Annotated in this window: 13 protein-coding genes; 6 read left to right on the forward strand and 7 right to left on the reverse strand. The window is 41.7% G+C overall.

Translation table 11 applies throughout. The features are described from left to right. Positions 1-106: 106 nt before the first annotated feature. Together N480_RS01780 and N480_RS01785 are read right to left on the reverse strand one after the other, a co-directional pair. Positions 107-451, reverse strand: a complete 345-nt coding sequence (locus tag N480_RS01780; RefSeq protein ID WP_063355347.1) for a phasin family protein — start codon at positions 449-451, stop codon at positions 107-109. A gap of 93 nt (positions 452-544) precedes the next feature. Beyond that, on the reverse strand, positions 545-1,294 hold the full coding sequence (locus tag N480_RS01785) for a 3-oxoacyl-ACP reductase (RefSeq protein WP_063370819.1): 750 nt from the start codon (positions 1,292-1,294) through the stop codon (positions 545-547). A 515-nt stretch (positions 1,295-1,809) separates the two neighbouring features. On the opposite strand from N480_RS01785, the gene N480_RS01790 reads away from it, so the two are divergent. Continuing rightward, positions 1,810-2,199 carry a rhodanese-like domain-containing protein gene (locus tag N480_RS01790; protein ID WP_063370820.1) on the forward strand — a complete coding sequence of 130 codons (390 nt, stop codon included), beginning with the start codon at positions 1,810-1,812 and terminating at the stop codon, positions 2,197-2,199. 17 nt (positions 2,200-2,216) lie between these two features. On the opposite strand, the gene N480_RS01795 is transcribed toward N480_RS01790, so the two are convergent. Beyond that, complete coding sequence (locus N480_RS01795; protein WP_063370821.1) at positions 2,217-3,260, reverse strand: alkene reductase; 1,044 nt, start codon at positions 3,258-3,260, stop codon at positions 2,217-2,219. A 126-nt stretch (positions 3,261-3,386) separates the two neighbouring features. On the opposite strand from N480_RS01795, the gene N480_RS01800 reads away from it, so the two are divergent. Further along, positions 3,387-3,968, forward strand: coding sequence for a TetR/AcrR family transcriptional regulator (locus N480_RS01800; protein ID WP_063370822.1), 582 nt, complete (start codon positions 3,387-3,389; stop codon positions 3,966-3,968). 256 nt (positions 3,969-4,224) lie between these two features. Then, complete coding sequence (locus N480_RS01805; RefSeq protein ID WP_063370823.1) at positions 4,225-5,094, forward strand: winged helix-turn-helix domain-containing protein; 870 nt, start codon at positions 4,225-4,227, stop codon at positions 5,092-5,094. A 182-nt stretch (positions 5,095-5,276) separates the two neighbouring features. On the opposite strand, the gene N480_RS01810 is transcribed toward N480_RS01805, so the two are convergent. Further along, positions 5,277-6,086, reverse strand: a complete 810-nt coding sequence (locus tag N480_RS01810; RefSeq protein WP_063370824.1) for a methyltransferase domain-containing protein — start codon at positions 6,084-6,086, stop codon at positions 5,277-5,279. 5 nt (positions 6,087-6,091) lie between these two features. Then, positions 6,092-6,847, reverse strand: coding sequence for a Nif3-like dinuclear metal center hexameric protein (locus N480_RS01815; RefSeq protein WP_063370825.1), 756 nt, complete (start codon positions 6,845-6,847; stop codon positions 6,092-6,094). Between the two features lie 175 nt (positions 6,848-7,022). Here N480_RS01815 and N480_RS01820 point away from each other — a divergent pair, with 175 nt between their 5' ends. Further along, positions 7,023-7,490, forward strand: a complete 468-nt coding sequence (locus N480_RS01820) for a VOC family protein (RefSeq protein WP_063370826.1) — start codon at positions 7,023-7,025, stop codon at positions 7,488-7,490. A gap of 47 nt (positions 7,491-7,537) precedes the next feature. Here the strand turns inward: N480_RS01820 and yghU are convergent, their stop codons facing one another. Next, positions 7,538-8,407, reverse strand: a complete 870-nt coding sequence (gene yghU, locus N480_RS01825; protein ID WP_063370827.1) for a glutathione-dependent disulfide-bond oxidoreductase — start codon at positions 8,405-8,407, stop codon at positions 7,538-7,540. Between the two features lie 491 nt (positions 8,408-8,898). On the opposite strand from yghU, the gene N480_RS01830 reads away from it, so the two are divergent. After that, a complete protein-coding gene (locus N480_RS01830) occupies positions 8,899-9,288 on the forward strand; it encodes a hypothetical protein (RefSeq protein WP_063370828.1) in 390 nt (129 codons plus the stop codon). Between the two features lie 47 nt (positions 9,289-9,335). Beyond that, positions 9,336-11,993 (forward strand): glycosyl hydrolase family 18 protein, encoded by a 2,658-nt coding sequence (locus N480_RS01835; RefSeq protein ID WP_063370829.1) that lies wholly within the window; start codon positions 9,336-9,338, stop codon positions 11,991-11,993. A gap of 55 nt (positions 11,994-12,048) precedes the next feature. Here N480_RS01835 and N480_RS01840 read toward each other — a convergent pair whose 3' ends face one another. Beyond that, on the reverse strand, positions 12,049-12,741 hold the full coding sequence (locus tag N480_RS01840) for an XRE family transcriptional regulator (protein WP_063370830.1): 693 nt from the start codon (positions 12,739-12,741) through the stop codon (positions 12,049-12,051). Positions 12,742-12,898: the final 157 nt, after the last annotated feature.

A 12,898-nucleotide genomic window follows, 5' to 3' on the forward strand; every position in this document is an offset into this window, starting at 1 on the left:
AAAGTTAATGTTTACTTGCACTGGCATGCATTAATCTAATTATCACGATGTTACCAAGTTGAATGTCAGCCCAGCGCAAGAGTATTTGGCTAGGCTGCTTAACACATTAAGCTTTTGCAGCTTTAACGCTTTCTTTTGAGATAGTTTCAAGATTATCTTTAAAGTCTTGACCTAATTGAGTTAATTTTTGGCCATCTTCGATAAGCTGTTGGCTTAGCTTATTAACCGCGCTCAGTTGACTTGCGTTGAAGTCGATGAAAGATTTTACATCTTTTACTTCTGCCGCTGTTTTCAATTGCTCTACTGAGGTTTCAGTAAAAGAGTGAGCAGCATCTAGTTGAATCTTTGCGAGTTGCTCAATATTTTTAGCAACTAATTGATTAAACTGAATCGCAGGAGAGAAAAATTTTTCGCTTTGTTCAGTGATTGATTTGAAAAAGTCGTTGTACATGGCTTGCTTCCTATTGAGAGTTATTCCGTTAAAAAATGCAATTTCCACCTACTACAGAAAAGCATGCTTTTCTAAATGGAGTCACTGTGATTACTAATTCATATACAGGCCGCCATTTAAGGCCAACGTTTCACCTGTAATATATGCCGCACCTTCTGATGCAAGGAAAGTTACCGTTTGAGCAACTTCCAAAGGTGTTGCAAGTCTTTGCATCGGTACTTGCGCTTTAATACTTTCCAATACGTCTTCACGCATCTTTGCAACCATCGGAGTTTCAGTATAACCAGGCGCAACTACGTTGACGGTCACACCTGCCTTGGCACCCTCGTATGCTAAAGACTTGCTAAAACCAATCATGCCTGCTTTTGCTGCGGCATAATTCGCTTGTCCAAATTGACCTTTTTGGCCATTTACGCTGGAGATATTAATGATGCGACCTGATTTATTGGCACACATATGTGCAAACAGCGGTTGTGTCATGTTGAACATGGAATTGAGGTTGGTATCTATGACTTCTTGCCATTGCTGAACATTCATCTTCTTGAAAGAAGAGTCACGCGTTATCCCGGCATTATTAACAAGTACATCGATTTTGCCGTGCTTTTCAATAACTGATTCGATGCTGTTATGGCAAGCTTGCGCATTGGTTACGTCAAGAAACAGTGGCTCAATGAGATTTGGGTTGAGGTTAGACTCGTTACACCATCTATCGAAATCTGACTCATTTCTACGTGTGCTTGCAACGGCAACTACGAGGTAGTTTTGATTGACAAACTGTTGAACAATGGCTGTACCGATGCCGCCTAATGCGCCTGTAACAACTGCTATTTTTCTATTTTCCATATGTGCTTTTCCGAACATAGTAGTGGCAAAACTACTGGACTACTAAGCCACAAATTACGAGAGCACGTCGTGCTCATGTAGGGTTGAAACTAACGCTATTGTTCATGCCTTTTATGACGAAATAATAACCAATTTGTTTAATATAAAAGACAAAACATCACTATTTCGTCTGTGTTTTAGGCACTATGCGTTTAACTCGCTCATTAGCTAAAAAATAGTCTAGTACTTTAGAGTAAAAACTCAAATTTAAATTTAATCGAATTACTAGACTAGGTTTTATAAGCTCTAACGCGCGTGCAATAAGTAATAGACTCTATTTGTAATTCCGGTATTAGACTAATGGATAGTAGACTCGAACTTAAATTGTAGAATTTATTTAAGTTATTGATTTTAATATTTTTATAAAATTTCCTGAGATGAGTTTACAAAGCAACTTTTCAAATGAATTTTTTGCGTGTGTTGTTGAATTGAATTAAAGTAAAACGCACAGAGAGTTATTTCGAGAAATTTCTAAAATGAAACAGCTTATTAACTTTTTCTGTGTGGGGTTATTGATTTCAGTCTCACACTTAGCTTGCGCAAATGTAGTATCGATTTCTGCAAACGAACTCATTATTAATCAAATGTCTGACGTAGCATTTAAGATTATCGACGTTAGAACGCCAGAAGAGTTTGCTGCAGGACACATTAAAGGGGCCATTAATATTCCCTATGACCAAATAGAAGCACAAACGGCGTTACTTCAAAGCTTAAAACCCTACACGCTGGTTGTTTATTGCCGTTCTGGCAGAAGGGCACGTATCTTTGAGGATGTCTTATACAAAAGAGGTTTTAATTTACAGCACCTAGAAGGAGACTTTCTTGCATGGAAAGCAGCTCAGTTACCACTTATTCGTAGCAACTGAGCGTTAATCTTTAGATATTAATATAGAGTTGAAAGCATATCTTCATTGTAAGGAACAGGCTCTTGTTTACTTTTTACTTTGGCAACGTAGTCTGGATTTGCAATAAATGGACGTCCAATTGCGAGTAGGTCAAAGCGGTTTTCTGCAATGGCGGTGTCACCACTGCTTGCTGTGAAACCACCGTTACCGACAAGGGTCTGGTTATAGCGTGTTCGAACATAATCTGAGGCGCGGCCGCCCAAGTGCTCAAACTGCATCTCGTCATCAAAAATACCAATATGCAAATACGCGAGCCGGCGTTTTTCTAGCTCAGGCAGGAAATAATCAAAGACAGCTGTATCTCTAGCATCTGGTGCCATATTAAAGTAGGCGCCTGGGGAGATGCGCAGCGCAGTTCTTTCATTACCAATTCGTGCAGCTATAGCATCGACCACCTCTAGTGCAAAACGACTCATATTCTCGGGTGATTGGCCATATTGGTCTGTACGTTTATTGCTGTCGTAATGTAAAAACTGGTCGATGAGATAACCATTCGCACCATGGATCTCTACACCATCGAACCCTGCATCAATCGCGTTTGCAGCAGCTTGAGCGTAATCAAGCACAAGCTGTTGGATTTGCTCATGTGTTGCAGGTGTCGGAGTGATGTAAGTGAGCTCTCGCATTCGTGGTACTGTCCCTTCTACAGTTTCAGCACTGGGGGCTAGCACGACATCACCATTATAGAAGTGAGGGTGAGCAACACGCCCTGTATGCCATAGCTGGGCAAAAATCTTTCCTCCCTTTTCATGCACAGCGTCTGTTACTTTTCTCCAACCATCGATTTGCTCAGGGCTGAACAGTCCAGGTGTGTTTGGGTACCCTTGACCATCTGGTCGAATAATCGTTGCCTCTGAAATGATAAGGCCAGAATCTGCACGACGTGCGTAGTATTTTGCCATCTCTTCAGTTGGCACAAGATTGTCGTCTGCCATGCAGCGCGTCAATGGCGCCATTAATAATTTGTTTTGCAAGGTTATTAAGCTGTTTAGACGGTACGGTTGAAATAATCTCTCTGTCATGGGATTTAAACTCTTTTTTGAATGTTCATTCAAGATATCTATATTTGAACGATCATTCAACCTCTTTTTTGAACATTTGTTCAAAATTGTTTAAAATGAATTTCAAGTAAGCTATTTGGATGAAATATGAGAAGCGCAGCATTTGATCGTGAGCAAGTTTTGAGAGCGGCAATGAATGCTTTTATGGAAAAAGGCTACAACAAAACCAGTATGCAAGACCTTAAAAGGGCAACCAACCTACACCCGGGATCAATTTATTGTGCTTTCGAAAACAAAAAGGGGCTGCTATTAGCTGCATTGGAGCAGTACAATCAAGATCGAACTGCGGAGTTAAAAGACATATTTGCGGCTCAAAATAGTACTAAGTGCGGGTTGAAGGCTTATCTAGATAGTATTGTCTCTGAGTGCATCAGTGGTGATCCAACGCAAGCGTGTTTGAGTCAAAAAGCAATCAACGAAATTGCGCAACAAGACGATGAAGCGCAAAGTGTGTTAAGTAACCAATGCATACTTTGGCAAAGTTTTATGTGTGAAGTATTTGGTCAAATAGCGCAAGAAGGCGGACTAATTGGTTCTCGTTCTGCCGAGCAAAGAGCACAAAGCCTGATTGTTGGAATATATGGACTAAGAACCTATTCTCAGGCGCAAAAAGATCCAACAGTGATTTCGGCTATCGCTCGACAATTACTCAGTGACGTGTGCAAATAATGTCGTGTGATGATCGGCCAGAATGTTTTGTCATGGGCGCTTATAATTTGCTCTTTTAAGTTCCCCTAGGCCGTTTTGTTGCATAGCCAGTGCCGCGAAATCAGGGGGCCTGTTCGCTGGCTCCACATAAGGTACTGTACACCAGCACTTTCCATTAGACATTTTTACTAAATGATAGGGGTAGCTCTGTTGCTGAGTTTGGTATAGTCTATTAATTCTTTTAGTTATTAGTAAATTAAATGGAAATGGCTGTGAAATGGAGTATCGATTTTCTAATGCGACGTTAAATGCAAAGACGCAAACCCTAGACGTGGAAGATAAAAAAATTGTGCTTGAGGAGCGCGTATTTAATTTGCTTTTATACTTATTAGATACACGTCCTAAAGTATGTAATCAGCAAGAGCTAGTTGCATTTCTCTGGCCTGATTCTGTGGTATCTCCCTGGTCACTGCCCCGATTGGTATCGGATACGCGAAGCTTGTTACAGCGCCTTGGTGTAGATCAAGATATTATTGTTACGGTACGAGGCCAAGGCTACAAGTTTAACCCCGAATTAAAAGTGCTACAGCAAAGCCCTAAAGATGAAACACAGCTCAATTTAGAATTGCTGAGTGTGGAGCGTCATTCAGATGGTGCGCATTTGAAGTTTTGGATTGGTGTTACACTCCTGATGTGCTCTATTTGTATCTGGTTGATTATCAACCATTCTTTTGAGCATTTGAATGACAAGGAATTCAAAGCAAGTGAGCCGCTAGATGCAATCGGTCGAATCCTCTGGGTTGATGATAACCCGACAAATAACAAAAAAGAGCAAGGCTATTTTCTAAAACATAAAATTGGCGTTTACAATACTACTTCTACTCAAGAAGCCCTGTTACTACTGAGCATGTATGAATACAATGTGGTGATTTCAGACATGGGTCGACAGGGCGAGCCACTCGCCGGACTTAAGCTTCTCAGAGCAATGCGCACTCGAGGTGATGATACGCCTTTTTATGTATATACCTGGGTAGAATCTGAAAATCAAATCAGTGTGATTAAAGCGGCTGGTGGTCAAGGCGTCGCGACCAAAAAAGTGGACCTATATGAGTCTGTATTACTGCATTTTCATAATGAAATACTTTAAAAATATTTTTTTAACTTTTTGATATATTTGCTTTTCAATTTAAATCAAAGGGATTCAAAAGACATATTCGTGCACCTATGGCAACGTGAGTTTGCTGCTCTCTTTCAGCACATGTCTTGGCCTTAACGGCTATACTGTGGTGGGTATATTCTGTTAAGGCCATTTTTTTCCAAAAGACAGCTTTAATTTTTATGGTTGAGCACAAGGTGAGTGTAACGACCAATTGATGCGTAAGGCTCTTTTTGGTTATATTTCAGTTCCATGGCTAATAGCTCATCGAATTGACTTTCAGCCTTGTCCAAATCGCGCAGATAATCGTGAAAACACCTCACGCCGGTTTTGCTAATCTGATTTAAATTTAACTCTTGGAGCCAGTGGTCAACATGTTCGCTTTCAAGAGGTTGGTTGGGGCTTAAGCCCACTTTCTGCTTTACTTTAAGCCCGTTTGCAACATAGTCAAAATTACCATAAACCATATTAGCTAACCTTTGTGCGGATTTATTGAAGTACATCAGCGACAATACGCCATTAGGCTTCAAGGAAGCGTGCAATATGCCGAGCGCTTCAGGTTGATCAACAACCCACTCAAGTACAGCATGACACATTACAAGGTCAAATTGCCCCAGATTTAATTTCGGGATCGCTTGTAACGGTGCATGTATAAAGGTCATTGTCTGTGACACATTGGCATCTATCGATCGCTCCTTAGCCAAACTTAACATTTGTTCAGAGATATCTATCAAAGTAACTTGGTGACCTTTATTTGCGAGATAAAGAGCAAGTTGGCCTTGTCCGCCACCTACATCGAGTATTCGAAGCGGCGCCGATTGATTTAACTTCGATAATATCTCATTGAGGTCTCGTTGTAGTACAGCTTCTCGGATCTTACCTTTGGTTGTGCCATAAATGTTGTTTTTGAACTTACTTGCGATATCACAGAAATTACGATCATGGGGTGTAGCGCTTTTCGGTTGCTGTTTTTTCTTTGGCATACTCTTTACACTGGGTTATGAATATCAACAAATTCAACGTCCAAATCATATTTGTCAGCCAGATATTCACCGAGCGCTTTAACTCCATATCTTTCTGTTGCGTGGTGCCCTGCTGCGAAGAAGTGAATACCTTGTTCCGTCGAGCTATGAATTGTTTGCTCCGATGCTTCCCCTGTTAAATATGCATCGATCCCTTGACTCGCAGCTAGGTCGATAAAACTTTGGCCTCCACCAGTACACCAAGCTATGGTTTTTATCTCGTGGTTACCAGCTTGATTGACCAAAGGGGCTCTATCCAGTTTCTGTTCAATTAGCGCTGAGAACTCTGCGACTGTCATTGGCTTTTTTAGTTTGCCTTTTACTGCGACGCTATTTTTATTCCAAGGTTCAAGTGGGCGCTCCACGATAAGGTCGAGTAACTCACCAAGCTGCGCATTATTACCGAGCTCAGGGTGGACATCTAATGGTAAGTGGTAGGCGAGTAAATTAATGTCATGTGCAAGGAGACTTTTAATTCTGCGCTGTTTCATTCCTGTAATGGTTTGATCTTCACCTTTCCAAAAATAACCGTGATGAACCAATATTGCATCAGCACGCTTTTCGATGGCTGCATCGATCAAAGCTTGGCTAGCTGTTACACCGGTGACTATTTTTTTTATCTCGTCTTTGCCTTCTACTTGCAGGCCATTTGGGCAATAGTCATTTATCTGGAAGGGTTTAAGTAATTCAGTTAATTGATTGACCAGTTTTTTACGCTGCATATTGCTACCTAGATATGATAAAAACGCATAGTTTAGCGCTTTTTAAAGGGAAGAAAAGAGACCGGCCCAGATTCTTGTCAAGAAGTTTACTTTTTGCTTGATATCGCGCGTAAGGTTGTACTTTGGTATTTATCGTCTAATTTTAGTGACAGTCATTTAAATCTAGGGACTTATTATGAGTGTAAAAGCAATTCCAGAGGGGTATCACTCTCTCACACCGTATTTGATAGTTGATGGTGCAAGTGAAGCGATTAACTTCTATCAAAAGGCATTTGATGCACAACTTGTGATGCAGATGAATTTACCCAATGGGCGTATTGCTCATGCGGAAATAAAGGTCGGTAACTCGCATTTAATGATCAGTGATGAATGCCCAGATATGCACTTTCAAGGCCCTAAACAATTGGGTGGAACAGCGGTGTCTTTGATGCATTATGTGGAAGATGTTGATTTGGTATTTGCTCAAGCCCTAGCAATGGGCGCAAAGGAACTACGAGCGGTTGAAAATCAGTTTTACGGTGATAGAGCAGGCACACTGGAGGACCCATTTGGTCATGTTTGGACGATTGGAACCCACATTGAAGATCTCAGCGAATTAGAATTGCAAGAGCGCATGAGCGAGTTTATGTCCAAGCAATCATAGTTTGGTAAGGGCCTGCTCTATCGACCCTTACTGAAGTGGTGCAAAAGCTATTCTTTGACTAGCTTGTCTTGTGTTTTTAACTCAAAGTCACTGCTGTGATGGCGTTGGTGGAGTTGTTCATGAGGCTCGCCCCATGTTTTGTTCACTATACAGCCACGTTTGGCAGCTGGCCTGGCAGCAATTTCATTGCTCCACCTCTGTACATTGGGGTACTCATCGACATTTAAAAATTCAGCTGCATCGTAGAGCTTGCCGTCAACAAGTTGGCCGTACCAAGGCCAAATGGCGATGTCTGCAATGGTGTAGTCATTTCCGCACATAAATTGATTGCTAGCAAGGTGCTTGTTCAGCACATCAAGTTGGCGCTTTACTTCCATAGTATAACGATCAATAGGGTATTCGAATTTTTCAGGAGCATAGGCGTAAAAATGGCCAAAACCACCTCCCAGAGTAGGAGCTGAACCCATCTGCCAAAACAGCCAGTTTAAGCACTCTGTTTTTGCTGTAACATCTGTAGGCATGAATGCTGCAAATTTTTCTGCGAGATAGAGTAAGATTGAGCCTGATTCAAAAACCCGCAAGGGAGGGTTATGAGATGCGTCAATCAAAGCTGGTATCTTTGAATTGGGATTTGCCCGCGTAAACCCACTGGAAAATTGTGCCCCTTCCATGATATCTATTGTGTATGCATCATATTCGGCCTCTGAGATACCTGCTTCTAATAGCTCTTCTAATAGAATCGTGACTTTCATACCATTTGGTGTGGCAAGTGAGTAGAGTTGCAGAGAGTGCGCTCCTTTAGGGAGTGGTTGATCGAATCGAGGGCCTGAAGTGGGCCGATTAATACTGGCAAACTTGCCACCATTGCCCTCTTTCCATTGCCAAATTTTATCTGGTGAATAGAGTTGATTAGACATGCTGGTTCCTTTATTCAAAGTGAAGTTATCAATCAAATACTAAAGGCAGTAGACCGAACAAATTCCGATATGTGCTCACGGCCCAGTCAAAAAGCATAGAACTCCTGAATTACAGAAGAGGGGGATCTAGTTATTGAGCAATTAAAGGACCTGATAATGAACATCAAATTTTTATGGTTTGGTTACTGATTGGCATTAAAATTAACTTTTTTTATTGTTAACCGCCCAATAAGGCTGAGCTTGCTACCAAGCGGAAAAGTAATAAGTAGATAATTCAGCTGATTAGTGCGTTATTTGAATTGTTGGCAGAAGGCATCAAAAATTGTTTGTAATATTTTTGTACCTATATTGTAATTAATTGGGTTGTGTTTTTAAAGATATTGGGTACATTAGTGTTAATGAATCCGGATTTTTGTTAACTGATACAAATATAGGCACATCTAAATATGCTCCGAGTAATTTCTTTTATTTCCCTTTCTCTGGCATTCGGTATGACGTTTTTTTCACAAGCTGATGACAGCGTTGTCTCTTCGTTTGCTGTTAGCCAAAAAGTTGATGAACAACGACGAATAGCCGGCCTTTGGCACGATGTAAACGACAGCAATTTTGCAAATGGCCATTTGATAGTGTCTCAATTTGGGAATGAGATTTTTACAGCACACTACTTGGAATTTAAAGGCAGCCCTTTCGTGGAACACGGCTCTGGGATTCGAGACAAAGATACCATTACGATTAATGTTCAAGTGACACAACAAATTCCTGGTTGGACGACCAAGGGGATACATACCCTAACGCTTTCTGAAGATGGACAATATTTGGTAGGGGAATATTTTTCGGGGGGTGAAAAGGGCCCTTTGAAATTTAAAAAAGCAGGTAAGTAAATACCTAAAGAACAGCAAAATAACAATAACATGTAGAAGGAATTCTAATGATAAATACGAACAACAGGGTTTTAAGCCATGTTAAAAAGGCCATGTTACTCTCCGGTTTAGTTACCGCTCTACCATCACTGGCTGCCGCTCCAGGAGCGCCAAAAGTAGAGTGGATGGTGGAAAAGCATAGCCTTGTCACAATTACTGATTCACTTGCGTATAAAGATGTTGTAGTCGCCCCACGTGTTGACGTGCCTGTGCCTTGGTCCAAGTGGACGGGTGAAGCAGGTGAAACAGTTAACATCTTATTGGATGGCAAAGTTGTTCATAGTCGAGCATTGACGGAAGTGGGTAATTCACAGTCGGGTGTAGAAACTTTAACGTTTGAAAAAGGTGGTAAATTTAATCTGACTGTGCAGTTGTGTAATCTTAGTGGTTGTACACAGAGTACGAATTCAAAGACCTTGATTGTCGCTGATACAGCGGGTACTCATTTAGATCCATTACCAATGCGAGTTAACGATCCTAGATTCCCTATTGAAATGACCAATCGGTCATACGTCAATACAACGGGCAAAATGGTTGCTGCATATGCAGCAGAGTGGTCGATATATCGTGTTGAGGGAATGGACTATTATATTGACAATATTCCCGCAGAAAACCTGACGCATATCTTCTATGGTTTCGTCGCAATCACAGGGCCTAATGAGTCTTTTAAAACGGAAAACCCAACTGGTTATAATACATTTCAAAAGGTTACTGCTGGACTAACAGATTTTGAGTTAGCGCCACCAGATCCATGGGCAGCTTATATGAAACCTGTTGGCGATCAGGTGAACCAAGATGCGATAAAAGGGAATTACGGTCAAATGATGGCGCTAAAACAGCGTTATCCAAACTTGAAAATTATCCCATCAGTCGGCGGTTGGACACTGTCTGACCCATTTTACTTTATGGCAGATGATGTAAAACGCAAAACATTTGTTGAGTCTTGTCGTAAATTCTTAAGAACATGGCAATTCTGGGATGGTATCGATATTGATTGGGAGTTCCCTGGAGTCGCAGCGGCCAATCCCAATTTAGGCTCGCCAAGTGATGGTGATACCTATATTAAGCTTATGCGCGAGCTTCGTACGATGCTCGATGAAGAGGAAGCGCGCACTGGGCGTAAATATGAACTTACTTCCGCCATTAATGTTGGTTATGACAAATTAGACAAAGTTAATTACGGTGAAGCCATCAAGTATATGGATTATATCCTAATGATGTCTTATGACTACTTTGGGGCCTGGGATTTAGAAGGGCTCGGTCACCAAACAGCAGTCTATCCATCAGACTTTAAGCCGTCAGATAAGCGCACCACTCACTACAACTTGAAAACCGGTATTGATTTGTTAAAAGCACAAGGTGTTCCTGGGAACAAACTTGTGGCTGGTGTGGCAATGTACGGCAGAGGTTGGACCGGTGTTGAATATACGTCGGGGACGCACCACATGCAAGGTAAGGCAACAGGTCCTTCAGCACCAGCAGATGCCTTTAAACTAGAACCGGGAACGTTAATGTATGCCAATATTGCGCAGTGGGCAAAGCACCCAGATTGGGAGTCCCACTATGACACGGTAGCACAGGCTGCTTATATCTATCGCCCAAGTACTGGAGATTTAATCTCATATGATGACCAAAGGTCGATTACAGCCAAAGGGCAGCTTGTACAACAAGAGGGGCTTGGTGGCATGTTTGGTTGGGAAATAGATACTGACAATGGTGATATTCTAAACTGGATGCATGAGTCGTTAGGCCACCCTCAAGTCGATGGCGCTAATGGTGCACCAGTCGTTAATGCGGGTGTTGACCAGAGTGTGTTGTCTGGTTCTGTGGTTCGGTTAGCAGCAACAGCAAATGATCCGGATAATGACGCATTGACTTATCAGTGGCAACAAGTGTCTGGACCGGCAGTGAACTTGGGTTTAACGACGACTTTAAACGCTGAGTTTATTGCGCCTGATGTAGTAGGTGAAGCAACGATTGTGTTACGTTTTAGTGCCACTGATGGCAAAGGTGGAAACACCAGCGATGAAGTACAGATTATCGTGACAGATAGTAAAGTGAATACGCCACCAGTTGTCAATGCAGGTGCCGATCAGCAAGTTGAGTCTGCTGCAAACAATGTTGTTTTAGATGGCAGTGCCACAACAGATGCTGATGGTGACACTTTGACGTACAGTTGGGTACAAATATCAGGTTCTACAGTTGCAATATTGGCCTCGAATACTGTAAAAGCAAGCTTTGTTGCTCCTTCAGTGGATCAAGAGGAGCAGTTAGTCTTTCGATTAAACGTATCAGACAATGGTGTTGATACATACAGTGATACGGTTATCGTTACAGTGACGCCAAAAGGGGCTGGTGGACACCCAGCATATGATGCGAATGCTGTGTACAACACGGGTGATAAAGTGAGTCACTTTGACCAAGAAGTCAAACAGACACTGATCTGGGAAGCAAAATATTGGGTATCAGGAGTCGAACCGACGCGCTTTGCAGATGCTTGGAACTTGTTAAGCCAAGCAGAGTTTCCTTGGCATATAGATGTTGCATACAATACGGGGGCTGAAGTATCTCATTGTGATGCGGCGAACCAATGTGCGCGTTACAAAGCGTTGTGGTGGACTAAAGGGGATGAGCCGGGTAATAGTAGTGCTTGGCAAAAGCTGTAATTAAAAAATTGCCTAGGTGGGGTTGAGACCCACTTAGGCTGCTCTCACAGACGATTTAGGTTAAATCTTTACCTATCCAAACAACCTTACCAATAATCTCTAGCTGCTCCATTTCATCAGGTTTAACCACTTGCTCGACATATTCCTTGTTATCGCTTATTAACCTTACAGATCCATCTAAATACTGTTGCAGGCGTTTTGCGTATAGCTCTTCTCCTAAGCGGACAACATAAATAAGTCCTTCACTGAGCTTTTTGTCTGAAAGGTCGACCAGAATAGTATTGTTGTTATGGATAGTTGGCTCCATCGAGTCGCCTTTAGCAAAAACAACGGCCAGTTCACTTTTTTCTAGGTTTTTATATTCCAGCCACTTCTTTCTAAATGCGAGGTGCCTTGCTATTTGCGTATGGCCATTAAATGCGCCATGTCCAGTACTGACTGACACGTGATAACCGGGAACAAGTACAAAGGCTTCGTTAAACTCATCTAGTTTTACAATCGGGTGCATCGACGCAGGTGAGTCTGTTGTTGCTGTGTCTTCTTCGCCCGTAATAAGCCAGAGTAAACTAACATCAGCTTCATCAGCTATACGTTCTACAATACTCAGTTTTGGGTCTTCGCCTTTTAAAATTCGACGTAATGTACCCTCAGACACATCAATTTTTGACGCAAATGCTCTGATACTATGTGGTTTTATAGCGTGTTCTACCCGTGAGGATAGGCTATTTAAGGTATTTGATCCGTCCATATTCGGTTTCTAAGTCCTACATTACATCTTATTACGCAGTAATAGGCGCATTATAAAGCGCTTTAAAAATAAACTCAATGCAATTTTTTACGCAAAAAATGACAAGGTACACATTGAAGTGCGTAATAAATTACTCTATAATTCTTAAAAAATTACG

Origin of the sequence: Pseudoalteromonas luteoviolacea S2607 (assembly GCF_001625575.1) — a bacterium.
In the GTDB taxonomy this organism is placed as follows: domain Bacteria; phylum Pseudomonadota; class Gammaproteobacteria; order Enterobacterales; family Alteromonadaceae; genus Pseudoalteromonas; species Pseudoalteromonas luteoviolacea_E.